We start from the raw sequence: 25,795 nt of genomic DNA on the forward strand, positions 1-25,795 counted from the left end.
GGCACGCCGGGAGTACGGCTTCTGCACGGCTGGAAAACCATGGCGGCGCCGCCGGGGTGTGCTCGAGCCTGCTCGCGAAGGCCGGTCAGACGCCCTCCCAGTCTCCGCTGGTGCCGGAGCGGAAGACGGCGTCGATGACCTTCTGGTTGTTGACCGACTCTTCCAGCGTGAAGACACGGTCGGCACCGCCACGGGCTGCGCGCACGAACGTCTCGACCTCCAGCTGGTATTGCTGCGTGCCGGGGAAGCGGAAGACCGTCGCCTCGGTATGTGACGCGTTGTGCAGTTCGATCCGGTGATGGTCGTAGCGGCCGGCGTTGAAGGGCGCGTGCACCTCGATGAAGCCGCGGTCTCCATGAAACACCATCACCTGCCGGGCGGCGAGATGCGTCGCCACGTAAAAGGTGAGGTCGATGTCGCCGAAGTCGGCGTGGACGTTCGAATACATGTCGGTGCCGTAGGCCGCGTGGCGCTCGACGGAGGCGTGGACGCGCAGCGGCTCCCGGTCGGTGACGAACCGGGTCGAGACGACGGGATAGACGCCGATGTCCGGCAGCGCGCCCCCGCCGAGCGCCAGGATGTTGCGCATGTTGGTCGGGTCGTCGTTGAAGTAGGTGAAGGCGCCCTGCACGTGCCGCAGCCGTCCGATGGCACCGTCGCGCACGAGCTCGCGGACCTTGATCCACTGCGGGTGGTAGATCACCATGAAGGCCTCGCAGACGAGGACCCGGTTGCGGTCGCGCGCTGCGATCACCGGCGCGATGTCGGCGGCGTCGAGAGCGAGCGGCTTTTCGACGAGAACATGCTTGCCGGCCTCGGCCGCCCTGATCGCCCATTCGACGTGCTGTGACGTCGGCAGCGGAATGTAGACGCCGTCGATCAGATCGGACGCGAGCAGCGCCTCATAGGATGAGAAGGCATGCGGTGCGCCGAACTGCTCGGCCAGCGCCCGCGCCCGCTCGCCGTCGCGGCTGGCGATGGCGCTGAGGACGCCGTTCTCCGAAGCGACGATGGCCGGGATCACATGCTCGCGCGCGATCCTGGCGGTCGACAGCACGCCCCATCGAAACATCAGTCGGTCCTGTTCCTTGCGCCGTCGGACCGCCGTCGCGCGGGGGCGAGAGGCCGCCGGTGGCGTGGCGATGAGGGCGTCGGTTGTGAAAGTCGGTCGGCGGGCGGCTTGCGGGACGGCTCCGATCCGGCAGGCGGACGGTTCCCACCACATCCTCCTTCAGGTTCCCACCGTCGCGCAAGTCGTTGATCTTGCGCGTCACGAAGCGGGGTGGGGGGCGAGACCGCGGCTGCCATGGAAGGCGTCATCGACTCTTTTTGATCAAAAAATCGCCGCCGGGTCTTGATCAATCCCTCTGACTCATGATGGACTGCATCTCGCCGACAGAGCACACCAGATTGTATCTGATCAAATCAGGTACTTTCGTGACGACCCGAGGCCGAGCGTGTGCTGGACGCTGGTGTTGCGGCGTAGTCCACGCAACTGATGGCTGATGACGGCGAAGCAATGTGCGCAGGAAGCCGCGGACGGGCTGTCGTCCTCGCCTCGTGCGGCAGGCAACCTGAAGAGCGAGACGGCGGATGTCGCAGAAAGTCATCATCACCTGTGCGGTGACCGGCTCGATCCACACGCCAACGATGAGCCCCTATCTGCCGATCACGCCGGACGAGATCATCGAGGCGTCGGTCGGGGCGGCGGAGGCGGGGGCTGCGATCATCCACCTGCACGCCCGCGATCCGGAGACCGGCAAGCCGTCGCCCGACCCGAAGCTGTTCATGCAGTTCCTGCCGCGCATCAAGCAGCAGACCGATGCGGTGATGAACGTCTCGACCGGCGGCGGTCTGACGATGTCGCTGGAAGAGCGGCTCGAGGCGGCGCACGTCGCCAGGCCGGAGCTCTGCTCGCTCAACATGGGCTCGATGAACTTCGGCCTCTACCAGATCGCTGACAAGCACAAGGACTGGCAGCAGCCGTGGGAGCGCGACTATCTGGAGGCGACGCGGCACGGCATCGTCTCCAACACCTTCGGCCAGATCGAGCGCATCATCTCCGAGGTCGGCGGGGCCTACGGCACGAAGTTCGAGTTCGAGTGCTACGACGTCTCGCATCTCTACACGCTGGCGCACTTCCTCGACCGCAAACTTCTGACGCCACCCTTGTTCGTGCAGACGATCTTCGGCCTGCTCGGCGGCATCGGCCCGGCCGCCGAGGACCTGATGCACATGCGGCGGACCGCCGACAAGCTGTTCGGCAAGGACTATCTCTGGTCGGTGCTGGCGGCCGGGCGGCACCAGATGAACCTCTGCACCATGGGCGCCATCATGGGCGGCAACGTCCGGGTCGGGCTCGAGGACAGCCTCTACATCGCCAAGGGTAAGCTCGCGACGTCGAACGCCGCGCAGGTCGCCAAGATCCGCCACATCATGGAGGAGCTGTCGCTGGAGATCGCGACGGCCGACGAGGCGCGGCAGATGCTGGACCTGAAGGGCGGCGACCAGGTGGGCTTCTGACGACGCCGAGCCCGGCGAGATGCTTCCGCGAGGACTTTGATCAAGGCAAGACCGACCAGGGAGACCGCGTCCACCATGCCGATCGGTGAACCTTCGCAGACCGACTTCGACCCGCTGCTGCTCGCGGTGCTGTCCAACCGGATGGCCTCGATCGTCCGCGAGATGTCGAACATCGTGAAGAAGGCGAGCCGGTCGACTGCGATCACCAACGCGCGCGACTTCTCCTGCGGGCTGCTGACCTTCGACCACCGCCTCGTCTGCGTCGAGGAGGCGATGCCGGTGCACGTCACCGCGATGGACCTGTCGACGCGGCCGATCGGCGAACTCTTCGACGACGTCGCCGAGGGCGACGCGTTCTTCTCCAACAGCCCGTACCACGGCGGCACCCACCACGCCGACATGACGCTCTGCGTGCCCGTCTATCTCGGCGGCGTGCCGATGTTCTGGACAGTGGCGCGCTCCCACCACGCCGACACCGGCGCTCATATCCCGACGACGATGGATGCGCACATGCGCTCCGTCTACGAGGAGGGCATGCACATCCCGGTCGTCCGCTTCCAGGCGGACTACCGCGACCGCGCCGACGTCATCCGCTGGTGCCGCCACAACATCCGCGAGAGCCATATCTGGTATGGCGACTACCAGGCCCAGGTGGGGGCGACGCGCACGGCCGAGACGCGCCTCAAGGAACTCGGCGAGCGCTACGGCCGCGAGACCATCGCCGCCTTCGTCGAGGCGTGGATGGAGTACGGGCGCCGGCGCGCCCGGGCGGCGATCGCAGCACTGCCGAAGGCGGAGCTCTCCTGGACGACGCGCCACGACCCGGTGCCCGGCGTTGCCGAGGCGGGCGTCGAGATCACCGCGAAGGTGTCGATCGAGCCGGAGAACGGCCGCATCGTCGTCGACCTCCGCGACAACCCGGACTGCGTCGACGGCGGCATCAACCTGTCGGAGGCCTGCGCGGCCGGCGCCGGGCGCATCGGCGTCTTCTACAATCTCGACCCGTCGCTGCCCCACAACGACGGCTCGGCGAGCTGCATCGAGGTGCTCTTGCGCGACGGCTGCATCGTCGGCCGCCCGCGCTATCCGGCCGGCACGTCGAACGCCACGATGGGCATCAACGACCGGCTGATCAACGCCGTGCAGTGCGCCTTCACCGGCCTCGGCGCGCCCTACGGCCTCGCCGAGGGCGGCACCGAGTTCGGCGCCAACATGGGCGTCGTCGCCGGCACCGACACCCGCTCCGGCACCCCGCGCCCCTACATCAACATGGTGTTCTTCGGCCTCTCCACCGGCCCCGGCCTCTCCGGCCACGACGGCTGGCTCACCTACGAGGCGCCGAACGGCGGCGGCGTGCTGGCGCTTGACCAGATCGAGATCGACGAGATGACCTATCCGATCCTCGTCGAGGAACGCCGGATCTCCACCAACGCCATCGGCATGGGCGAGTGGAATGGCGCCCCGGCGATGCAGGGCGTCTACCGCTCGCTGTCGGGCGACATGACCGTCGCCTACTGCAGCGACGGCGACGTCAACGCCCCGCGCGGCGTCCTCGGCGGCCTTCCCGGCGCCTGCGCCATCAACGCCAAGCGCGACTGCGCCGGTCACACGGCGACACTGCCCGCCTTCCACATGGAGACGGTGCAGGAGGGCGAACGGGTGATCTTCCGCACCGTCTCGGGCGGCGGCTACGGCGATCCGCGCCGGCGCGACCCGGCCCGCGTCGTCCGCGACGTCAACCGCGGCTGGATCGACGCGGCCACGGCCCGCGACACCTACGGCGTCGCGGTGCGGCACGCCGCCAACGGCGTCGACTTCGAGCTCGACGCTGCCGCGACCGCTGCGGCTCGTGACGCGGAGGTCCCGGCATGACCTTCCGCATCGGCATCGACATCGGCGGCACCTTCACCGACTGCGTCGTTCAGACGCCGGACGGGGCGATGGTGATCGTCAAGGCGCCGTCGACGCCGCCGGCCTTTGCCACCGGCTTCATGAACGCGCTGTCGCGCGCCGCAGAGCGCTTCGAGCTGCCGCTCGCCGACTTCCTCGGCCGCGCGAGCGTCATCGTCCACGGCACCACGGTGTCGACCAACGCCCTCGTCACCGGCCGCACCGCGCCGACGGGGCTGATCGCGACGAAGGGCCATCCAGACGTGCTGACGCTGCGCGAGGCGCCGCGCAAGCAGGCGTGGAACTGGCGGCTCGACTATCCCGACCCGTTCGTGCCGCAGAACCGCACCTGCGAGGTCGGCGGCCGCATCGATTCCCTCGGCAACGAAGTCGAGCCGCTCAGTGAAGACGACGTCCGCGCCGCCGTCCGCCGGCTGCGGCAGGCCGGCGTCGAGGCGATCGCCGTCAGCCTGCTGTGGTCGTTCGTCAATCCGGCGCACGAGCGGCGCGTGGCGGAGATCATCGAGCAGGAGTGGCCGGGCGTGCCGGTCAGCCTCGGCCACCGGGTCAACCCGATCCCGCGCGAGTACCGCCGCACCATCGCCACCGCCATCGACGCCTCGCTCCGGCCGGTGGTCAACGGCTATGTCGAGGATCTCTCGAAGGCGCTGGCCGCGGCGGGGTTCACTGGCCGGCTGCTGATCGCCAACTGCGGCGGTGGCATGATGCCGCCGGACGAGATCGTCGCGAGCCCGATCCAGTCGGTGATGTCCGGCCCGACGCTCGCCCCCGTCGCCGCCCGGCACGCCGCCCCCGGCCAGGACGTCGTCGTTGCCGACATGGGCGGCACCACCTTCGACGTGGCGGCGATCCGCGGCGGCCAGATCCTCGTCACCGCCGAGGCGATGATCTACGAGCACGACATGCTCGGCCTGCCGAAGGTCGACGTGCGCTCGGTCGGCGCCGGCGGCGGCTCGATCGCCTGGGTCGACGACGGCGGCCTCCTGCACGTCGGCCCGCAGAGCGCCGGTGCGCGGCCGGGCCCCGCCTGCTACGGCACTGGGGGCACCGAGGCGACCGTCACCGACGCCAACGTCGTGCTCGGCATCATCGACCCCGATTTCTTCCTCGGCGGTTCGATCCTGCTCGACCGGGCGCTCGCCGAACAGGCCGTCGGGCGCATCGCGGCACGGCTCGGGCTCGACCTCGTTGCGGCGGCGCACGCGATCCATGCCGTTTCGAACCACAACATGATCGGCGCGATCGAGAACATCACCGTCAGCGAGGGCCTCAACCCGCGCGACAGCCTGATCGTCACCGGCGGCGGCGCCACCGGCTGCCACATCGCCGGCATGGCCGAGGCGCTCGGGCTGCCGCGCTTCATGGTGCCGCGGCTCTCGGCCGGGCTCAGCGCCTTCGGCGGCCTCGTCTCGGACCTGCGCTGGCAGGCCGCGACCAGTGCCTATTCCGACAGCGAGGGCTTCGCCTTCGACCGCGTCAACGCGGCGCTCGCCGTCCTCGTTGGCCGCTGCCGCGACTTCCTCGAGCGGTCCGCCGTGCCGGAGGCCGACCGGGCGATCGAGGCCTCGTTCATGGGGCGCTACCAGTTCCAGTCGTGGGAGATCGAGGTCCCGTTCGAGCTGCCGGCGGACGGCGTGCTGGCGGAGGCCGACCTGCCGCGCCTCGTCGCCGCTTTTCATGCCACGCACCGGCGCATCTACGGCATCGCCGACGAGGGCAACATGGTCGAATTCGTCGCCTGGAAGGCGACGGCGGTCGGCCGGACGCGGCCGCGCGCCGCCGCCCCCGCGCCGGACGCCGACGGGCCGGTCCGGACGCCAGCACCGAAATCCTCCCGCCTCGTCTACCTGCCGTCCGCCGGCTGGCAGGAGAGCGTGCCCGTGTATGCCGGAGCGAGCTTTGGCGTCGGCGGCGGCGTCACCGGGCCGGCGATCATCGAGGAAGAGACGACGACCCTGTTCCTGTTGCCCGGCATGACCGCGCGGGTCGACGGCGACGGCAACTACTGGGTCGCGTGCTGAAGAAGAAGGCCGAGAAGGCGACATCCAGAGGCAGAGAACAGGAGAAGCACCATGACGAAGACCACCAAGGGGGCGATAGCCCTCGCTTTCGCCACCACTTTGCTGTCGACGCCGGCGCTGAGCGCCACGGACCTCTCCTCCAAGCACGTCATCCTGGTGACGTGCGGCCCGTCGAACCCCTGGTGCAAGGTCTACAACGAGCGCATCGTCGGCCTGCTCAAGGACGCCACGGTGAAGGTGACGGTGCTCGAGAACGACCTCGACCCGGTGCAGGTCAACCAGCAGATGGCGCAGGCGGTGTCGCAGAAGCCCGACCTCGTGATGGTGGAGCCGGCCGACGACAAGTCGCTGATCGGCGCCGTCAAGAAGGCGAAGGCCGAGGGCGTGCCGGTGCTCTACATGGACAGCCCGGCTGACGCGGCGATCATGGACGACATCGCCTTCCAGGTGGTCGCCGACAACTATTCGCTCGGCAAGTATGCCGGCGAGAACATCATCGAGGGGCTGAAGGCGCAGGGCCGCACCGAGGCGAACGTCATCTCGATCACCGGCTCGGCTGGCACCGCGATGGTGTCGGACCGCCAGCGCGGGTTCATGGACGCGATGGCCAAGGAGCCCGCCTTCAAGGTGGTCGAGGTGGTGTCGAACAACTGGGATCCGGTCGAGAGCGGCCGTCAGGCACAGCAGCTCTTCGCCAAGTACGCTGCCCAGGGCGGCATCCAGGCGGTGCGCGCCGACGCCGACTACATGGCGATCCCCGTCCTCGAGGCGGCCCGTCAGGCCGGCATGACGCTCGGCGGCAAGGATGGGCTCATCGTCTCCGGCTCCACCTGCTCGCCGGAAGGCATCGCGGCGATCCGCGCCGGCGACATGATCGGCACCGTGACAGCCGATCCGTGGACGCAGGGCGGCGCCAGCGCCGAGGCGGCGATCAAGTTCCTCTCCGGCGAGACGATGGAAAAGACGATCATGGTGCCGGAGTTCCGCGTCACCGCCGCGAACGTCGAAGAGTACGCGGAAGTCTGCGAGAAGTGACGGCGACGCTGCCGCTCCTGTCGGTCGAAGGGGTCTCGATCCGCTACGGCCGCTTCGAGGCCGTGCGCGACGCCAGCTTCGCGCTGGCGCCGGGCGAGGTGCTCGGCCTCTGCGGCCACAACGGCGCCGGCAAGAGCTCGATGGTGCGGGCGCTGTGCGGGCTGGTCACGCCGGCGAGCGGCCGCATCGTCCTCGCCGGCCGGGAGCGGCAGTTTGCGAGCGTGCGCGACGCCCAGAAGCAGGGCGTCGCGCTCGTCGACCAGGAGCTCAGCGTCATCCCCGCCTTGACGGTGGCGGAGAACCTCGCCCTCGGCGAACCGGGGCTCGGGCTACGCGGCCGGCTGCCGGCGGCCGAGGCCCGCCGGCGGCTCGACGCCGTCGGCCTCGCCGCGCTCGACCCGGCGCTGCCGCTCGAGGACCTGTCGATCGGCGAGCGCCAGCTCGTCGAGATCGCCCGCGCCATCGGCCGAAAGGCGCAGCTCTTCATCCTCGACGAGCCGACGGCGACGCTCAGCGCCGCCGACATCGCCCAGGTGTTCGCCGCCGTCCGGCGCGTCACCGCGCAGGGGCACGGCGTCATCTACGTCTCGCACCGCCTCGACGAGGTGCTGGAGCTCTGCGACCGCATCGTCGTCATGCGCGACGGCGCGGTGGTCGCGCGCGAAACGACTGTCGGTCTCAAGGCAGAGCGGCTCGTCACGCTGATGCTCGGCGAGACGCCGGAGCGCGCCGCCCCCGCCGCTGCGGCCGCCGCGACCCGGCCGCCAGTGCTCGCCGTGCGCGGGCTCGCCGTCGGGGCGCAACTGAGCGACCTCGACCTCGCGGTGCGCCCCGGCGTCGTCACGGCGCTCGCCGGCCAGGTTGGCTCCGGCGCGAGCGAGGTGCTGCGGGCGCTCGCCGGCCTGTCGCCGCACGCCGTCGGCGACATCCGCGTCGCCGGGCGCCGCGTGCCGCTCGGTGACCCGCGCGCCTCGCTCGCCGCCGGCATCGGTTTCCTGTCGTCGGACCGCAAGGCCGAGGGGCTGTTCCTGACGCGGTCGATCGCCGAGAATCTTGTGGCGACGCGGCTCCCGGCGCTGTCGCCGCGGGGCATGCTGTCGCGCCGCCGAGTCCGCGACACGGCGCGCCGGATCGCCGAGCGCGCGGGCGTCGACCGCACCCGCCTTGGCGAGGCGGTCGGGCGCCTCAGCGGCGGCAACCAGCAGAAGACCTTCCTCGGCCGCTGCCTCGAGCGCGACGACGTGCTCGTGCTTCTGCTCGACGAGCCGACGCGCGGCGTCGACGTCGGCGGACGGGCCGACATCCACGCGCTCCTGCGCGGCCTCGCGGCAAACGGCAGCGCGGTCGTCTTCGCGTCCTCCGACCTCGACGAGGTGCTGGCGCTCGCCCACGAGGTGGTGGTGATGCGCGCCGGCCGCATCGTCTCGCGCCGCCCCGTGGCGCAGACCGACAGCGTGCGACTCTTGTCTGACATGACGCACGGCGAGGAGGCGGTGGCGCCATGAGCGAGGCCGCCCTGTCGCCCGCCACCGTCCGCCAGCGTGCGTCCCTGTCCGCGACCCTGCGGCGGGCGCTGCTGCCGGCGCTGGTCGCTGTCCTCGTCGTCGCCATCCTCGCGACCGCCGTGACGACGCAGGGCTTTTTCACGCTCGCCAACCTGCAGGCGATCCTGTCGTCGATGATCTTCGTCGGCATGGTGTCGGTCGGCATGACGCTGGTGATGGTCTCCGGCGCCTTCGTTTCGCTGGCGCTCGCCACCACCGCGACGGTGTCGGCGATGATCTTCATGGCGAGCCTGTCACTCGGCCTGCCGGCGGCGATCGCACTGACGCTGCTCGCGGCACTCGCAGCGAGCGCCGTGCAGGGCGTCGTCATCAGCGGCTGGAACGCCAACCCGATCATCGTCACGATCGCCGCGGCGGCGGTGCTGGAGGGCGTCGCCGTCGCCTTCTCGCAGGGCGCCACCATCAACCCGGCGAACACGTCCTACCAGCTGCTCAACGGCCGCCTGCTCGGGCTGCCCGTCGGCCTGTTCGCGCTCGCCGGTCTCGTCGTGCTGACGGAAGCGATGCTGCGCTTCACCCGGCTCGGCCCGATGATCTACCTGATGGGCGACAACCGCGTCGCCGCCGTCGCCGCCGGCCTGCCGGTCGACCGCATCGGCGCCGGCGTCTTCGCCATCGCGGGCGTCTCGGCGGCGATGGCCGGCATGTTCATGGCGAGCTTCAACCACTCGGCCTCGCTGCTCCTCAACCGCGGCAGCCTCGGCTTCGACGCCATCGCGGCCGTGCTGATCGGCGGCGCCGCCATTTCCGGGGGCCGCGGCACGGTGTTCGCCACGATGATCGGCGTCGCCGTCATCGCCGTCGTCAACGACCTCGTGCTGCTCCGCGGCTTCTCGACCGGATCGCAGATCCTGCTGAAGGGCCTCGTGGTGATCGCCTTCGCCCTGGCGGCGCACCTGCGCCAGGAGCAGCGCCGATGAGCGCGGCCGCCGCCACCTCCGCCGCCCGGCAGCGGCGCATGCGGGCGATCCTGCCGCCGACGATCCTGGCCGTGATCGCGGTCCTCGCGGTCACCGTGCCGCTCGCGGCGGGCGTGCCGCTGACGACCTTCTCCGTCTTCAACACCTTCCAGAACGCGGCGACCCTCGGCCTCGTGGCGCTCGCCGTCGGTCTCACCGTGATGGCGGGCGAGTTCGACCTCTCGACGATCGCCGTCTTCACCCTCGGTGGCCTGCTCGCGGTGAAGTTCGGCGAGGCCTCGCCGTTCCTCGGCGTCGCCGTTGCCGTCGGGGCCGGCATGGCGCTCGGCGCCGTGCAGGGTGGCATCCAGGCGGCGACCGGCATCAGTTCGGTGCCGCTCACCCTCGGCGGCTACATCGTCATCGCCGGCCTCTGCCACATCGTCGCCGGCGAGAGCATCCTCGTCTATGGCGACTACGACGTCGGGCTGTGGCTCGACGGAACGGTGGCCTTCGTCTTCTCGCCACGCAGCCTCATCGTGCTTTCGCTCTTCGTCCTCATCTGGCTGGCGATGCGCCACACCGCCATCGGCCCGATGGTCCGCTCGGCCGGCGCCGACCGGCGGGCTGCGCGGGCGTCGGGCGTGCCGGCAGGGCGTGTCGTCACCGGCGTGTTCACCCTGTCGGGCGCGCTCTGCGGGCTCGGCGGGGCGCTGTTCGCCTATTCGACAACGGCGGCGAAGTACGACCTGGGGCTCGACCCGTTCATCTTCGCCGTCACCGCCGTGCTCGTCGGCGGCATCGACGTGCGCGGCGGGCGGGGCAGCGTCATCGGCATCCTCGTCGGCGTCCTCGCCCTGAGCCTGCTCGACACGATCTTCATCCAGCTCGCGATGCCGACCTGGGTGATCGACCTCGCCCGCGGCGGCATTCTGCTCGTCGTCGTGCTCGTCGAGGCCCCCGATCTCGCCAAGCGCCTCGCCGCCTGGCGCAACGACCGTCGCAGCCGCGAGGCGGCCGCGAGGCTGAACCAACGGGATACACAACAGCCATGAGCAACGCCGCGCCGCTCCGCCGCAATGCCGATCTCGGACAGGCGATCTCCGATGCCTACGCCCGCTACACGGCGGCGAACCCGAAGAGCCACGACCGCCACCGCGCTGCGATGGACGTGCTGCCGGGCGGCAACACCCGCGCCGTCCTCTACTATCCGCCGTTCCCGCTGACCTTCGTCGCCGGCGAGGGCTGCCGCGTCACCGACCTCGACGGCCACGTCCACGTCGACCTGATCTCCGAGTATTCCGCCGCGCTCTACGGCCACTCCAACCCGGTGATCGCCGCCGCGCAAAAGGCGATCATCGACGGCGGCCTGTCGCTCGGCGCGCCCAACATGATCGAGGCCGAGTACGCCCGCGCCCTCGTCGAGCGCTTCCCGGCCTTCGAGCGCGTCCGCTTCTGCAATTCCGGCACCGAGGCGAACATCATGGCGATCGCCACCGCCCGCGCCGTCACTGGCCGGTCGACCGTGATCGCCATGCACGAGGGCTATCACGGCGGCGTGCTGACCTTCGCCCATGGCGGCTCGCCGCTGAACCTGCCCTATCCGTTCGTCTTCGCCGACTACAACGACCTCGAGGGAACGCGTGCGCTGATCCGCGCCCACGCCGCCGACCTCGCGGCCGTGATCCTCGAGCCGATGATGGGCGGCGGCGGCTGCATCCCGGCGACGAAGGCGTTCCTCGACCTCGTTCGGGCGGAGACGGAGGCCTGCGGTGCGCTGATGATCCTCGACGAGGTGATGACCTCGCGCCTCGACTTCCGCGGGCTTCACGGCCGCCATGGCCTGACGCCCGATCTCGTCACCATGGGCAAGTATCTCGGCGGCGGTGCAAGCTTCGGCTGCTTCGGCGGCCGCGCCGACGTCCTCGACCGCTTCGACCCCTCGCGCCCCGGCGCCTTCTCCCACGGGGGCACCTTCAACAACAACCTGCTCAGCATGGCCGGCGGCATGGCCGGCTTCACGCAGGTGCTGACGGAGGCCGCGAGCCGCAGCGTCAATGACCGTGGCGACCGCCTGCGGTCCGACCTGCAGGCCTGCTTCGACCGGCACGGCGTCGCCGCCACCGTCACCGGTGTCGGCTCGCTGATGAACATCCACTTCATCGCCGGCCCCGTCGACGACCCTCACGTCCTCGACACCGTCGACCCGCAGTACCTCGCCCTGCTGCACGTCGACCTGCTGCTGCGCGGCTTCTACATCGCCCCGCGCGGCATGATCGCCCTGTCGATCCCGTTCGGCGACGCCGAGGCGAAGGCCTTCGTGGACGCCGTCGACGAGATCGTCACCGTCAACCGGCCCCTCCTGCCGACGGTGACCGGATGACCGCGGCAAAGCCGGCGATGCCCCCGGCCGCGCCCGAGGCGGGCCGCGAGGTGCGTGGCACCGCCCACGCGGCGATCTACGCCGAGCTCAAGGCGGCGCTGATGAACGGCGACTTGAAGCCGGGCGATCGCCTCGTGGTGCGCGAGCTTTCCCAGCGCTTCAGCACCAGCGCGATGCCGGTCCGGGAGGCGCTTCGGCAACTCGTCAACGACGAGGCGCTGATCGATCACCCGAACCGCGGCGTCTCGGTGCCGGACGTGGACGTCGCCCAGGTCGCTGATCTCTTCCGCATCCGCTGCGCCATCGAGGGGTCGGCGGCCGAGTGGGCGGCCTCGACCATCAGCCCCGAGGAGCGCCGGGAAATCCATGCGATCAACGAGGCGATGAAGCTCTGCGTGCAGTCGGGTGGCGTCGCGGACTATCTCGCCCTCAACCGCCGCTTCCACTTCACGATCTACCGGGCGGCGCGCTCGCAGGGGCTCTTGCCGATCATCGAGAGGCTGTGGCTGCGCGCCGGCCCGCTCCTCAACGTCATGAGACAGGAGGCGACGATCCGCCAGGGCCTCGACCACCACACCGAGATCCTGGAGGCGCTCGACATCGGCGACGGTGCCCGCGCCCGCCGCGCCGTCAGCGCCGACATCTCGGACGCCGGCAACATCATCCAGCGCGCCGTGCCCCACTGGGACGCCGGCCGTCGCCACCGCGTCCCGAGACCCTCCGCCGAGACCGTCTGACGCTGTCGCCGGTCACAGCCGCCGGTGCAGCGCCCGCTGGGTGAGGTCGTTGAGGAAATCGAGCAGGCGCGCCGCCCCGTCGGCCGCGCCGGCGGCGTCACCCGCCGCGATCGCCCGCAAGGTCACCGCGTGCAGGCGGGCGCCGGTGTCGAAGGTGCCGGTGTCCTCGATATAGGCGTACCAGAACCGCCGCGACAGGCCGTGGATGACGCCGATGGTCTTGGCGAGCACGGCGTTGCGCGCCGCCCGCGCCTCGATCTCGTGGATCGACCGGTTGGCGGCGAGGTAGCCCGCCTGGTCCGCCGCTGCTGCGGCCGCCACGATGGCGTCGGCGAGCCGCAGCATCTCCGCCCGCTCGGCGGCGTTGGCGCGCTCGGCGGCGAGGCGCACCACGAGGTCCTCCAGCGAGCGCCGCACCTCGAGAAGCTCGATCTGGCGCATCACGTCGATCGAGCTCACCAGCGCGCCGCGGCGCGGGTGGATCTCGACGAAGCCCTCGTTGCGCAGCCGCTGCAGAGCCTCGCGGACCGGCGTGCGGCCGCACTTCAGCTCCTCGGCCAGACCGTTCTCCGAGATCATCGAGCCCGGCGGCAGCGCCCGCGTGACGATCATCTCCTCGATGCGGCGATAGGCGAACTCGGCGAGCGATTCCGGCGCCGCGTCGGGGGTGGGCGGTGTCGGGGAGAGGTTCGGGACCGGCATCGAGCCACCTGCTGCACGGGGTGCGACGCCCGCAACATACGACTTGACCATCAATCGGCACAACTGATATGTCAGTTGCATAGCAAGGACGGCGCGACCGCAAGCGCCGCCGGTTCGGGTCGAGGAAACGCCGTGATCGATCGCCGTCCCCGCGAGCGCCTGGATGTCGACGTCGCCGTTCTCGGCGGCGGTGCGGCCGGCGTCGCGGCGGCGGTGGCCGCGGCCGGGCAGGGGCTCCGCGTCGCCCTGATCGAGCGCTACGGCTTCTGCGGCGGCGGTGCGGTGGCCGGTCACTCGGGCACGATCTGCGGCCTCTACGAGGCGAGCGACGACGCGGGCGCCCCGCCGCGCCAGGTCGTCTTCGGCTTTGCCGCCAGCTTCGCCGACCGCCTCCAGGCGATGGGCGGCCTCGCGCCACCGGTCCGCTACGGCAAGACCTACACCCGTGTCCACGATCCGCTGGTCTGGCGCGAGACGGCCGACGCGCTCCTGGCCGAGGCGGGCGTGAAGGTGATCTTCCACGCGGTCGCGACCGGCGTCCACCTCGACGGTGACCGTGTCGACGGCCTCGAGGTATGGACCAAGCAGGGCCCGCTCGACCTGCGCGCCCCCGTCACCATCGACGCGAGCGGTGACGCCGATGTCGTCGCCATGGCCGGCCTGCCCGACTTCATCGGTGACAACGGCCGCGTGCAGAACCCGACGATGATCTTCCGCCTCATGGGCGTCGACACCGCGCGCTTCCTCGCCCGCTACGGCACCGATACCATCATGCCGGCGGAGGTGACCGCGCTCATCCAGGAGGCCGGCGCCGGCAACAACTACCGGCTCCCGCGTGCAAAAATCTGGCTGTTCACGACGACGCGGCCCGGCGAGCTCCTGTGCAACTGCACGCGGGTCATCGGCGCCGACGGCCGCGAGCTCAATCCCCTCCTGCGCGACGACTTCACCGAGGCCGAGATCGAGGGTCGCCTGCAGGTGCGCGAGTACGCGCGCTTCTTCCGCGACCACCTCGCCGGCTGCGAGGAGGCCTTCGTCGAGGACACCGGCGTGCAGGTCGGCGTCCGCCAGACCCGGCAGATCGAGGGCGTCGCCAAGCTCACCAATGCGGACGTCGTCGCGGGCACCAAGTTCCGCGACGGCATCGCCCGCTCGCCTTGGCCGATCGAGCTGCACGCCGGCGCCAAGCCCAAGGTCGAGTGGCTGATCGAGGACGTCTACGAGGTGCCCTACGGCTGCTTCGTGCCCGTCCAAGGCGAGGGGCTCATCGCCGCCGGGCGCTGCCTCTCGGCCGAGCACGAGGCCGTCGCCTCGGCCCGCGTCACCGCCCAGTGCTTCGGCTACGGCCACGCCGTCGGCCACGCCGCGGCGATTGCGGTCCGCGATCGCGTCGCCCCGCGGGCGATCGACGGCGCCGACCTCCGCCTCCTCCTCAACCGCGACGGCGCCCGCCTCGACTGACGAGAGTTCCGAGATGATCCTGAGCGAACGACAGGGCGGCGTGATGCGGCTCACCATCGACCGGAGCGAGCGCCGCAATGCGCTCGGCACCGAGCTGATGGCCCGCCTCGCCGACGCGCTGGCCGCCGCCGACGCTGATCCAGCCGTCGGTGCCGTCGTGCTCACCGGCGCGCCGCCGGCCTTCTGCGCCGGCAGCGACCTGAAGGAGCTCGGCCGTCTCGACGTCGCCGGCATGGGCCGCCACGAGGCCGAGACCGCCGCCGTCGCCCGCGCCATCGGCGCCCTCGACGTGCCGGTCGTCGCGGCGGTGGAAGGCTATGCGCTCGGCGGTGGCTTCATCCTGGCGATCTCCTGCGATCTCGTCGTCACCGCCGCCGACACCCGCTGGCACCTGCCGGAGGTCGTCAACGGCTGGCTGCCGCCGTGGGGGCTCGGCGCGCTCGCCGCCCGCGTCGGACCGGTCCGCGCCCGCGCCCTCGTCTGGGGCGCCGAGCTGATCGACGGCACCGAGGCCCACCGCCTCGGCGTCGCCGACGTGCTCGCGCCGAAGGGTGAGGCGCTCGCCCGCGCCACCGCACTCGCCGAGCGGCTGGCGGCGCTGCCGCGCGCGGCTGCGGTGTCCACCAAGCGCTTTTTCGAGCCGCTGGTGGCGGCCGAGGGCGAGCGGCTCGACCGCGAGGCCGGCCGCCGCTTCGTCGCCGACTGCGCAAGCGCTGAAGCCCGCACGACGCTCGCCCGCTTCACGGTGAAGGCATGAACACGCACGTTTCTCCCCGCGCCCCCGGCCGCAGCGCCAAGGTCGTCTCGGCCGAGGCGGCCGTCGCCGCCATCCCCGACGGCGCCACCGTCGCCTCCGTCGGCGTCATCGGCTGGATCACGCCGGACCGCGTGCTGAAGGCGCTCGGCGACCGCTTCGCCGCCACCGCCGCGCCGCGCGACCTCACCTTCTACTTCCCGTGCGGCACCGGCGACGCCCAGGGCATCCGCGGCATGGACCACGTCGCCCGCGAAGGGCTGATGAAGCGGATCGTCTCCGGCTCCTACATCAACCCCGTCGATCCCGTCACCGGGCGCCGGCCGGAGCTGATGCGGCTCATCCGCGAGAACCGCATCGAGGCCTATTCCTGGCCGATCGGCGCCTCGATGCACTGGCTGCGCGAGGTGGCGCGCCGCGGCCCGGGCTACCTCACCCGCGTCGGCCTCGGCACCTACATCGACCCCGACCACGGCGGCGGCCGCTTCACCGAGCGCGCCCGCGAGGAGCTCGTCCGCAAGGTCAGCTTCGAGGGCGAGGACTTCCTCTACTACCCGACCTGGCCGATCGACGTCGCCATCCTGCGCGCCTCCAGCGCCGACGAGCACGGCAACCTCTCCTTCGAGGACGAGGCGCTGGTCTCCTCCAACATCGGCCTCGCCCTCGCCGCCAAGGCCTCGGGCGCCCGGGTGATCGCGCAGGTGCGACGCATCGTCGAGGCCGGCGCGCGGGCGGCGCCGGACGTGCGCATCCCCGGCATGCTGGTCGATGACATCGTCGTCGACGCCGGCATGATGATGACCACCGGCACGCCCTTCGACCCCGCCTACTTTTCCGGCAAGCGCCGGCCGCTCCACGAGCTGCCGCGGCCGGAGGCCGGTCCCGACCGGCTGATCGCGGCGCGGGCGGCGCGCGAGGTCAGGCCGCGCGAGCTGTCGATCTTCGGCTTCGGCGCCGCCGCCGACATCCCCCTCGTCATGGCCGAGCAGGGCCTGTTCGACGACGGCCGCCTCGCCGACTACTGGTTCACCACCGAGCACGGCTCGTTCGGCGGCGTCGTCATGTCGGGCTGGCAGTTCTCCGCCAACATCAACCCCGACGCGATCCTCGACGGCCTCTACCAGTTCGACGTCATCGACGGTGGTCTCTGCCGGTTCGCGGCGCTCGCCTTCGCGCAGTTCGACGGCGACGGCATCGTCAACGTCAGCCGCTTCGGCACCGCCAATCCCGGCGCCGGCGGCTTCACCGACATCGCCCAGAACGCCGCCCGCCTCGTCTTCACCGGCACCTTCACGACCGCGGGTCTGGAGACGGTGATCGAGGACGGTCGGCTCCGGATCGTCCGCGACGGCAAGGTGTCGAAGTTCGTCAAGACCGCCGAGAGCATCACCTACCGCGTCCGCGACGGGGTGCGGAACCACGGCCAGCAGGCGATGATCGTCACCGAACGGGCGGTGTTCGAGGTCGCCGCGGACGGCCTCGTCCTCACCGAGATCGCCCCCGGCGTCGACGTCCGGGCGCACGTGCTCGACCGCATGGAGTACGCGCCCGTCCGCATCCTTGACCCGCTGCCGGTGATGGACCCGGCGCTGTTCACCGCACCCGCCGCGCCGCTCGCCACCGCCGTCTGATCCGCGACCACTGGTCCGCTGAAGAGACCAGTTCCGCACGCACCCCTTGGGAGGCCGCCCATGATCCGAACCATCAGCGACATCCCGGTGCCGATCCTGGATGCGATCCGCCGCGGCGCGGTGCTGCCCGCCCATCCGCTGGCGCTCGACGCCTCCCGCAAGCTCGACCGCGTCCGCCAGCGCGCGCTCACCCGCTACTACATCGACGCCGGCGCCCACGGCGTCGCCGTCGGCGTCCACACCACCCAGTTCGCCATCCGCAAGGCCGGGCTTTACGAGCCGGTGCTTGCGCTCGCCGCCGAGACGGCGACCGACTGGAGCGGCGGCAAGGCCGTCCTCGTCGCCGGCGTGACGGGGCGGACGGCGCAGGCGATCGGCGAGGCGGAGATGGCCCGCGGGCTCGGCTACCACGCGGCACTCGTCAACGTCGCCGCCTTCCGCGGCGCCGGCGAGGACGAGATCCTCGCGCACTGCCGCGCCATCGCCGGCGTCATGCCGATCATCGGCTTCGCGCTGCTCCCCGCCGTCGGCGGCATCCACCTCTCCTACGACTTCTGGCGCGGCTTCGCGGCGATCGACAATGCGGTGGCCATCAAGATGGCGCCCTTCGACCGCTACCGGACGATCGACGTGGTCCGTGCCGTCGCCGATGCCGGCGCGGAGGATCGCGTCACCCTCTACACCGGCAATGACGACCACATCGTCCTCGACCTTCTCCAGCCGTTCGTCGTGCGCGACGGCCAGGGCGGCGAGCGGCGGGTGCGCATCCGCGGCGGCCTGCTCGGCCACTGGAGCGTCTGGACGAAGTCGGCGGTGGCGATGCTGGGTCGCATCCACGCGCTCGCCGACGACGCCGACGTGCCGGCGGACCTTTTGGCGCTCGACTCCATCGTCACCGATTGCAACGGCGCGATCTACGACGCCCACCACGACCTCAGGGGCTGCATCCCCGGCTGCCTCGAGGTGCTGCGCCGGCAGGGCCTCGTCGCCGGCACCTGGTGCCTCGACCCGGCCGAGACGATGAGCCCGGGGCAGGAGGCGGCGATCGACCGCGTCTACGCCCAGTATCCCGAGATGAACGACGACGCCTTCGTCGCGGAGCACCGCGACCGCTGGCTGTCCGACCGCGGCGCCGCCCTGCCGCGCGTCGCCTGATCCATCCGTTTCGACCAACAAGACGCCCGGGAGGACCCCATGCTCGACCGATCCGCGACCCCGGTCACCCTCGACCCCTCGATGTTCCCGACCCACTTCGAGGACGTCGCCCACCTCGAGGACTTCATGTCGACGCCGACGGCGGCGCTGGTCGCGGACCTCGCCCGCATCGACGGCGACGTCATCATCCTCGGCGTCGCCGGCAAGGTCGGCATCTGCCTCGCCCGGATGATCAAGCGCGCCGCTCCCGACAAGCGCGTCGTCGGCGTCGCCCGCTTCTCCGAGGCCGGCCTCGCCGAGAACCTCGAGCGCGCCGGCGTCGAGACGATGCGCTGCGATCTTCTGGACGAGAAGGCCGTCGGCGAGCTGCCGAAGCTGAAGAACGTCATCTACATGGCCGGCCTGAAGTTCGACTACAAAGGCCGCGAGGACCTGCTCTGGGCGATGAACGTGCTGGCGCCTGCGATCGTCGCCAAGCACTTCGCCGGCTCGCGTATCGTCGCGTTCTCGACCATCCACGTCTATCCGTGGGCGAACCCGCTGCACGGCGGCGTCACCGAGGCCTCGCCGCCGTTCGCGCGGCCCGGCGAGTACGCCAACTCCGTCGTCGGCCGCGAGCGCGTCTTCCAGCACTACTCGCGCCTGACCGACACCCCCGGCCGCATCGCCCGCCTCGTCTACGCGATCGACATGCGCTACGGCGTCTTCCAGGAGATCGCCGGCTGGGTGCTGAACCGCAAGCCGGTGCCGCTCGCGACTGGCCACGTCAACGTCATCTGGCAGGGCGACGCCGCCGCCCAGATCGCCCGCCTGCTTCTCCACTGCGAGGTGCCGTCGTCGCCGATCAACATCGGCGGGCCGGAGTGCGTCAGCGTCCGCCGCATCGCCACCGCCTTCGGCGAGCACTTCGGCATCGAGCCGAATTTCGTCGGCGAGGAGCAAGCCGACTGCCTCTACGTCAACTGCGACGCGGCCGCCGACCTCCTCGGCAACCCGGTGGTGCCGATCAACACCATGGTCCGCTGGGTCGCGGAATGGGTGAAGAGCGGCAAGGACGCCTACGGCAAGCCGAGCAAGTTCGAGGTCCGCTCCGGCGTCTTCTGAGCCGGGGCAGGGGGCTCGTTCGGCCGTCCCCCGCTCGCTGCTCTTCCCACCCACGCGAAACCGCACGACCGACGCGGAGGCCCTGCCGCCCATGTCGCCCACCACCCTCGACGCCGGCAACACTGCCGGCACAGCCCCGGAGCGGCGCGGTGTCGACGCGGCCGCCGTCGGCGCGTGGTTCGTCCGCGCGCTGCCGGCGGTGCTCTCGCACCTGGCGCTGCTCGCTCTCTGGCAGGTCGCGAGCATGCGCCTGCCGGCCTACATCCTGCCCTCGCCGATGGCGGTGCTCGAGACGCTCTGGCAGCCGAGCTACAACTGGGGCCTCCACATCGGCACGACTTCGGCCGAGGTGTTCGGCGGCTATGTCCTGGCCGTCGCCGTCGGCATCGCGCTGGCGCTGGCCTTCTCCTGGTTCCGGCCGCTGCGCAACCTGCTGATGCCGCTGCTCGTCACCCTCAACATGATCCCGAAGGTGGCGATGGCGCCGCTGTTCGTCGTCTGGCTGAGCTACGGCATCGTGCCGAACATGGTGATCGCCTTCACCATCTGCTTCTTCCCGATCGTGCTGACCACCGTCCGTGGCCTGAAGGAAGTCGAGCCCGATCTCCTCGACCTCGTCCGCTCCCTGCACGGCACGCGCTGGCAGGTGTTCGTCAAGATCCAGCTGCCGAGCGCGCTTCCTTACGTCTTCTCCGGCATGAAGGTCGCCGCCATCCTGGCGGTGGCCGGTGCGGTCGTCGGCGAGTTCATCGGCTCGGAGAAGGGCCTCGGCTACCTGCTCTTGAGCGTCCAGGCGAGCCTCGACACCGCCGCGATGTTCATGTCGCTGATCCTCATCACGCTGATCGGCATGGCGCTCTACGGCGCGGTGCTGGCGCTCGAAGCCGTCTGCGTCGTCGGCGACGCCCGGGCGGAGGACGCGTGATGGGCGAGCCCTTCATCCACCTCGACGGCGTCCGCAAGGTCTACGAGACGCGCGCCGGCGACTTCCTCGCCGTCTCCGACGTGACGATGGACATTCAGCCCGGCGAACTCGTCTCGCTGGTCGGGCCGTCCGGCTGTGGCAAGACCACGCTCCTCAAGATCCTCGCCGGCCTGCACTCCTACGACGCCGGCACGGTCAGGATCGGCAACGCCGCCTTTCCCTTCGACCCGAAGCGCGACGTCGGCATGGTCTTTCAGCAGGCGCTGCTCCTGAAGTGGCGGCGCATCCTCGACAACGTGCTGTTGCCGGCGGAAATCCTCGGCCTGCCGATGAAGCCGGCCCGCGACCGGGCGCGCGATCTCCTGGCGATGGTGGGCCTCGCCGGCTTCGAGCAGAAGTACCCCTACGAGCTCTCCGGCGGCATGCAGCAGCGCGCCGCCATCGCCCGCGCCCTCGTCCACGACCCGAAGCTCGTCCTGATGGACGAGCCGTTCGGGGCGCTCGACGCGCTCACCCGCGAGAAGATGAACCTCGAGCTGCTGCGCATCTGGAAGGAGAGCGGCAAGACCATCATCTTCGTTACCCACGGCATCCAGGAGGCGGTGTTCGTCGGCTCCCGCGTCGCCGTGCTGACGGCTGGCCCGGCGCGCATGGCCGACCGCTTCGAGGTCGAGCTGCCCTATCCGCGCACCCTCGACATGAAGACCCACGACGTCTTCGGGGCCTACACGCGGCGCATCTACGCGCTGCTCGGCATGCACTGAGCGGTGCCGGTGACCGCGCTCCTCATCACCGTGCGGGAGGCCGAGGCGTTCGAGCGCCCGGTGCGCTTCCGCCTGCCGTTCCACTACGGCAGCGTGGTGCTGGAGGCGGCGCCGGAGATCGTGCTGCGCGTCGTTGTCGAGACGGCCGACGGACGCCGCGCCGAGGGGTTTTCGGCCGAGCTCGCGGCGCCGAAGTGGTTCGACAAGGACCTAGCGCTCAGCCACGCCGACAATTTCGACCAACTGCGCGACGCCACCGACGCCGCCGCCCGCTCGGCGTCCGAGGTGGGCGAGGCGATGACGCCCGCGCGGCTCTCCGTGGCGGTGGCGATCGACCACGTCCGCCACCGCCGCCGCCCGGCCGGAAACGGCCTCGTCGATGCCTTCGGCGTCTCCCTCGTCGACCGCGCCGTCGTCGACGCGCTCTGTCGGCTCGAGGGCCGGTCGCTGACGGAGATGTTCCACGCCAACGCCGTCGGGCTGGACTTCGCCCTGTTCGCCCCCGATCTCGCCGCCGTCGACGCCGGCCGCTGGCTCGCCGCGCGCGAGCCGCTGGACCGCGCCGCCATCCGACACACCGTCGGCTTCGACGACCCGCTGCGGTCCGCCGACGTTCGCCCCGGCGGGCGGCCGGACGACGGCTGGCCGGTGGCGCTGTCGGAGGTGATCGCCGCGGACGGCGTCCGCCGCTACAAGATCAAGCTCAGCGGCACTGTCGCCGCCGACATCGCGCGCCTGACGGCGGTGGCGGACCTGCTCGACAGGGCGCTGCCGGCCTACGGCGCGACCCTCGATGCCAACGAACAGTTCGCCGACGCCGGCGCGCTCGCCGAATTCTACGCCGCCGTCGCCGCGGAGCCGCGGCTGCGGCGGCTGTGGGCGTCCGTCGACTATGTCGAGCAGCCGCTGCCGCGCCACCGCGCGCTTGCCGGTGACGTCGCGGCGCTGTCTGCGTCAAAGCCGATCATCATCGACGAGTCCGACGACGGCTACGGCGCCGCGCTCGAGGCGCGTCGGTGCGGCTACCGAGGCGTTTCCGTGAAGACCTGCAAGGGCTTCTACAAGTCCCTCGTCAACGCGGCCCGGGCCGAGGCGTGGAACGCCGAAGCTCGCGGGGCAGGGGGAAACGGGGCAGGGGGCTTCCTGCTCTCTGCCGAGGACCTCAGCGCCCAGGCGGGCCATGCGCTCCACCAGAACCTGGCGCTGTGGTCGTTCCTCGGGCTCGAAGACAGCGAGCGCAACGGCCACCACTACGGTCCGGGCCTATCGCGGCTGCCGGCGGCGGAGCGCGACGCCTTCGCAACCGTCCACGGCGATCTCTACGCCGGCGGCCGTTTGCACATCACCGGCGGCTCCGTCGCGCTCGGCACCGTCAGCGCCGCCGCCGGCTTCGGCACCGCCGTTCCTGTGATCGTTCCTGACAGTCCCGCCATGGCGGGAACCGCCAATGACGGAGCGGGCACTGGCGCTGAACTGACCGGCGGCGGCGGCAACACGCAACACCCATGACCATGATCACGGATCACAGATCACGGTTCCAATAAACGAAGTAGGGAGGATGAGATGATGAAGCCGACATCGAAGGCCAAGACCGGGACGCTCGCCGCCGGCCTCGCGACGGCCCTCTTCACCGCCGCGACCGTTCTGCCGACCGGCGGTGCGAGCGCGGCCGAGAAGGTCAACTTCGTGCTGAACTGGGTCGCCCAGGGCGACCACAGCCCCTACTACTACGCGAAGTCGCTCGGCTGGTACGAGCAGGCCGGCATCGACCTCGAGATCGAGAGCGGCCGCGGCACCGCCGTCGCGATCCAGAAGGTGGCCGTCGGCCAGAACCAGGTCGGCATCGCCGACTTCACCAACGTGCTGCAGGCGCGCGCCAAGGACGTCGACGTCACCGGCATCATGGCGATCTACTCCAACACGGCCTTCGGCCTCTACTGGAAGAAGAGCGCCGGCATCGGCTCGCCGGCCGACCTCGCCGGCAAGAAGATCGGCAGTCCGCCCGGCGACGCCGTCCGCCAGATCTGGCCGGCGATCGCCGACGCCATCGGCGTGCCGGCCGATAGCGTCACCTGGGTCAACATCGCCCCGGAGGCGAAGGTCGCTTCGCTGCAGTCGGGCGTCATCGACTTCACCCAGCACATGTATTCCGTCCACGACGTCTACGAGACCACCTTCGGCGAAGACCTCGGCTTCGTCCTCCTGAAGGACACGAAGTTCAACCCCTACGGCCTCTCGATCATCGCCAACCCGGCGTTCCTGAAGGACAAGCCGGAGGTGGCGAAGGCCTTCGTGCAGGTGTCGCAGAAGGCGTTCCTCGCCTGCTTCAAGGAGCCCGAGCCGTGCACCCGCGCGCTCGCCGAGGCGACCAGCCAGAAGCCGGAGGACGTCCTGAAGAACTGGCGCCGCGTCGAGACGCTGATGGAATCCGAGACCAACCGCACGGTGGCCCTCGGCGCCTTCGACGCGAAGCACGTCGAGGCCGACGCCACGACGATCGGCTCGATTTTCGGCATCGAGATCCCGACGGTCGACGCGTCGTTCACCAACGACCTGCTCGACCCGGCCATCCGCCTGCCCTGAGGGCTGCAGGACTGCCCTCCGGGTCTCCCCGGGGGAGCAGCCTGGCGGCGAGATGATGAGCCCCGCCGCCCTGCGGCGGCGGGGCGGCAGTCTGACTACTCGAGGCGCTTGCGCGCGGTCTCGAGCGCCGGGACGACGACGTCGGAGGCCTTGTAGATCGCATCGATCTTGGCTTCCACGTCGGCGCCGTTCTCGTACATGATCGGCAGACGGACCTTTTCGGCCTGGGCGATGAGTTCGGGATCGGTGTGAACCGCGTCCATCACCTTGCGCAGCGCCGCCGTCGTCGCCTCGTCCATGCCCGGAGGGGCGAGGAAGCCGCGATCGAGACTGAGCACCGCGATCATCGCGTTGAGCGCGGCGTTGTCGCTGCCGGCGATCTCGGTGACGGCCGGAACATCCGGGTAGGCGGGCAACCGCTCGCTCGTCATGGACATCAGCGGGACGAAGTCGCCCGCCTCGATGATCGCGGCGGCCGTGGACGGGGCGAGCAGGACGCCGTCGGTATCGCCGTTGAAGACGGAGAGGTTCGAGTCCGAGGCCCCCTCGTAGCCGGTCACCAGCGCCAGCTTCAGGCCGATGGCATCGGCGAAGGTGTTGATGATGTAGAAGTCCTCGTCCGTCCCCTGCACCGGATAGATGAACGGGCGGTCGAGCGTCTTCAATTCTTCTGCGCTCTTGATCGTCGAGTTCTTGCCGACGAGAAAGAGGCGGGGCTGCGAGGACGAGCGGCCGAGATAGGTGATCTCGTCGATCTTGTACTGGACGCCTTCGTTGCCGGAGAGATCCGCGAGGATCACCGACGGCATCGCCGTGAACGACATGGTCAGGCCGTCGGGGGCGCTCGACCACATGGCGTTGTTGCCGATGACGCTCGCGGCGCCGACCATGTTCTCGACCTGGATGCCCTCGGCGCCGGAGTGCTTGACGATGTAGGGCGCGATCATGCGCGCGTAGCTGTCGAGCCCGCGGCCGGCCGAGTGCGGCACGATCAGCCGGAACGTCTTGCCGGCGAAGGGCTTGTCGGCATCCTGAGCGAACGCGGGCGGCAAGGCGAACGTCGAGGCGGCGACGGCAACTCCGGCCGCCAGCAGGACAAGGCGTCTCGTGAGATTTTTCATTTTTTCCTCCCTTTCAAGAAAGCAGCGTCAACAGGATGCCCTGGTTCATCCTCACGCCGAGGGCCGCCACGAAGAGCCCGTAGACGACGACCTCGGTGGCGACAGCGGCCAGCAGCGAGCGGACGAGCCCGAATTTGCTGATGAACAACAGGAAGCCGAAGGTGAACAGGAACACCGCCGGCAACATGCCGACCAGGAAGATCAGCGCCGGAAAGCCGGCGATGATCGCCAGCCCGCTGGCGAGCGAGCCGCCCTGGTAGGTGACGATCTGCCGGCCGTCGTGGGCGGCGAGCGCCTGCTCCTCCGCCTCGGCGGTCTCGGCTGCCCGCCGCACGTCGCGCCCCATCAGTTCGCGCTGGTCGATGTCGAGGGAGGCCCCCCGGATCTGCAGCCCGATGTGCACCAGGAGGAACATCGCCGAGCCGATGGTGACGATGACCGGCACCATGCGGGCCCGTGCCGTGTACTCGCTGGCGATGAAGGCCGCCGTGACGAAGACGGCGAGGACCACGAGGTCCATC

Annotated in this window: 22 protein-coding genes; 18 read left to right on the plus strand and 4 right to left on the minus strand. The window is 70.5% G+C overall.

Translation table 11 applies throughout. The annotated features are described in order from the left end of the window. Positions 1–85 precede the first annotated feature (85 nt). On the minus strand, positions 86–1,072 hold the full coding sequence (locus RUR49_RS03755; RefSeq protein WP_409144952.1) for a Gfo/Idh/MocA family protein: 987 nt from the start codon (positions 1,070–1,072) through the stop codon (positions 86–88). 521 nt (positions 1,073–1,593) lie between these two features. Between RUR49_RS03755 and RUR49_RS03760 the strand changes: the two genes are divergently transcribed. From RUR49_RS03760 to RUR49_RS03800, 9 genes are all read left to right on the plus strand, one after another. Further along, positions 1,594–2,523, plus strand: a complete 930-nt coding sequence (locus RUR49_RS03760; RefSeq protein WP_409144953.1) for a 3-keto-5-aminohexanoate cleavage protein — start codon at positions 1,594–1,596, stop codon at positions 2,521–2,523. Between the two features lie 75 nt (positions 2,524–2,598). Further along, the gene (locus RUR49_RS03765; protein WP_409144954.1) at positions 2,599–4,395 is read left to right on the plus strand and encodes a hydantoinase B/oxoprolinase family protein; all 1,797 of its coding nucleotides are present in this window, start codon (positions 2,599–2,601) and stop codon (positions 4,393–4,395) included. Beyond that, entirely contained in the window at positions 4,392–6,455 is a 2,064-nt protein-coding gene (locus RUR49_RS03770) for a hydantoinase/oxoprolinase family protein (RefSeq protein ID WP_409144955.1), read from the plus strand. Before RUR49_RS03765 ends, RUR49_RS03770 begins: the two co-directional genes overlap by 4 nt. A gap of 51 nt (positions 6,456–6,506) precedes the next feature. After that, positions 6,507–7,490, plus strand: a complete 984-nt coding sequence (locus RUR49_RS03775; protein WP_409144956.1) for a sugar ABC transporter substrate-binding protein — start codon at positions 6,507–6,509, stop codon at positions 7,488–7,490. After that, positions 7,487–8,995, plus strand: a complete 1,509-nt coding sequence (locus RUR49_RS03780) for a sugar ABC transporter ATP-binding protein (RefSeq protein ID WP_409144957.1) — start codon at positions 7,487–7,489, stop codon at positions 8,993–8,995. The genes RUR49_RS03775 and RUR49_RS03780 overlap by 4 nt, the downstream gene beginning before the upstream one ends. Next, entirely contained in the window at positions 8,992–9,975 is a 984-nt protein-coding gene (locus RUR49_RS03785) for an ABC transporter permease (RefSeq protein ID WP_409144958.1), read from the plus strand. Before RUR49_RS03780 ends, RUR49_RS03785 begins: the two co-directional genes overlap by 4 nt. Next, positions 9,972–11,009, plus strand: coding sequence for an ABC transporter permease (locus tag RUR49_RS03790; RefSeq protein ID WP_409144959.1), 1,038 nt, complete (start codon positions 9,972–9,974; stop codon positions 11,007–11,009). Before RUR49_RS03785 ends, RUR49_RS03790 begins: the two co-directional genes overlap by 4 nt. Further along, complete coding sequence (locus RUR49_RS03795) at positions 11,006–12,337, plus strand: aspartate aminotransferase family protein (RefSeq protein WP_409144960.1); 1,332 nt, start codon at positions 11,006–11,008, stop codon at positions 12,335–12,337. The genes RUR49_RS03790 and RUR49_RS03795 overlap by 4 nt, the downstream gene beginning before the upstream one ends. After that, the gene (locus RUR49_RS03800) at positions 12,334–13,074 is read left to right on the plus strand and encodes a GntR family transcriptional regulator (RefSeq protein WP_409144961.1); all 741 of its coding nucleotides are present in this window, start codon (positions 12,334–12,336) and stop codon (positions 13,072–13,074) included. Before RUR49_RS03795 ends, RUR49_RS03800 begins: the two co-directional genes overlap by 4 nt. 12 nt (positions 13,075–13,086) lie before the next feature. Here the strand turns inward: RUR49_RS03800 and RUR49_RS03805 are convergent, their stop codons facing one another. Continuing rightward, complete coding sequence (locus tag RUR49_RS03805; RefSeq protein WP_409144962.1) at positions 13,087–13,776, minus strand: GntR family transcriptional regulator; 690 nt, start codon at positions 13,774–13,776, stop codon at positions 13,087–13,089. Between the two features lie 132 nt (positions 13,777–13,908). Between RUR49_RS03805 and RUR49_RS03810 the strand changes: the two genes are divergently transcribed. The 9 genes from RUR49_RS03810 to RUR49_RS03850 all read left to right on the plus strand — a co-directional run bounded on the left by RUR49_RS03810 (position 13,909) and on the right by RUR49_RS03850 (position 24,153). Next, a complete protein-coding gene (locus tag RUR49_RS03810) occupies positions 13,909–15,237 on the plus strand; it encodes an FAD-dependent oxidoreductase (protein WP_409144963.1) in 1,329 nt (442 codons plus the stop codon). Positions 15,238–15,250: 13 nt separating this feature from the next. Beyond that, the gene (locus RUR49_RS03815) at positions 15,251–15,994 is read left to right on the plus strand and encodes an enoyl-CoA hydratase/isomerase family protein (RefSeq protein ID WP_409144964.1); all 744 of its coding nucleotides are present in this window, start codon (positions 15,251–15,253) and stop codon (positions 15,992–15,994) included. Next, on the plus strand, positions 15,991–17,622 hold the full coding sequence (locus RUR49_RS03820; RefSeq protein ID WP_409144965.1) for an acyl CoA:acetate/3-ketoacid CoA transferase: 1,632 nt from the start codon (positions 15,991–15,993) through the stop codon (positions 17,620–17,622). The genes RUR49_RS03815 and RUR49_RS03820 overlap by 4 nt, the downstream gene beginning before the upstream one ends. Positions 17,623–17,682: 60 nt before the next feature. Beyond that, on the plus strand, positions 17,683–18,777 hold the full coding sequence (locus RUR49_RS03825; protein WP_409144966.1) for a dihydrodipicolinate synthase family protein: 1,095 nt from the start codon (positions 17,683–17,685) through the stop codon (positions 18,775–18,777). 39 nt (positions 18,778–18,816) lie between these two features. Beyond that, positions 18,817–19,881: an NAD-dependent epimerase/dehydratase family protein gene (locus RUR49_RS03830; RefSeq protein WP_409144967.1), complete on the plus strand. Its 1,065-nt coding sequence runs from the start codon at positions 18,817–18,819 to the stop codon at positions 19,879–19,881. Positions 19,882–19,972: 91 nt separating this feature from the next. Beyond that, a complete protein-coding gene (locus RUR49_RS03835) occupies positions 19,973–20,806 on the plus strand; it encodes an ABC transporter permease (RefSeq protein WP_409144968.1) in 834 nt (277 codons plus the stop codon). Then, complete coding sequence (locus RUR49_RS03840; RefSeq protein ID WP_409144969.1) at positions 20,806–21,570, plus strand: ABC transporter ATP-binding protein; 765 nt, start codon at positions 20,806–20,808, stop codon at positions 21,568–21,570. The genes RUR49_RS03835 and RUR49_RS03840 overlap by 1 nt, the downstream gene beginning before the upstream one ends. A 9-nt stretch (positions 21,571–21,579) precedes the next feature. Continuing rightward, positions 21,580–23,079: a mandelate racemase gene (locus RUR49_RS03845; protein ID WP_409144970.1), complete on the plus strand. Its 1,500-nt coding sequence runs from the start codon at positions 21,580–21,582 to the stop codon at positions 23,077–23,079. A gap of 54 nt (positions 23,080–23,133) precedes the next feature. Then, positions 23,134–24,153 carry an ABC transporter substrate-binding protein gene (locus tag RUR49_RS03850; protein ID WP_409144971.1) on the plus strand — a complete coding sequence of 340 codons (1,020 nt, stop codon included), beginning with the start codon at positions 23,134–23,136 and terminating at the stop codon, positions 24,151–24,153. 95 nt (positions 24,154–24,248) lie between these two features. On the opposite strand, the gene RUR49_RS03855 is transcribed toward RUR49_RS03850, so the two are convergent. Both RUR49_RS03855 and RUR49_RS03860 read right to left on the minus strand, forming a co-directional pair. Beyond that, complete coding sequence (locus RUR49_RS03855; protein WP_409144972.1) at positions 24,249–25,274, minus strand: Bug family tripartite tricarboxylate transporter substrate binding protein; 1,026 nt, start codon at positions 25,272–25,274, stop codon at positions 24,249–24,251. Between the two features lie 13 nt (positions 25,275–25,287). Next, entirely contained in the window at positions 25,288–25,794 is a 507-nt protein-coding gene (locus tag RUR49_RS03860) for a tripartite tricarboxylate transporter TctB family protein (RefSeq protein ID WP_409144973.1), read from the minus strand. Position 25,795 lies beyond the last annotated feature (1 nt).

It is taken from the genome of Pseudoxanthobacter sp. M-2 (genome assembly GCF_046156265.1).
GTDB lineage: Bacteria > Pseudomonadota > Alphaproteobacteria > Rhizobiales > Segnochrobactraceae > CAMDHY01.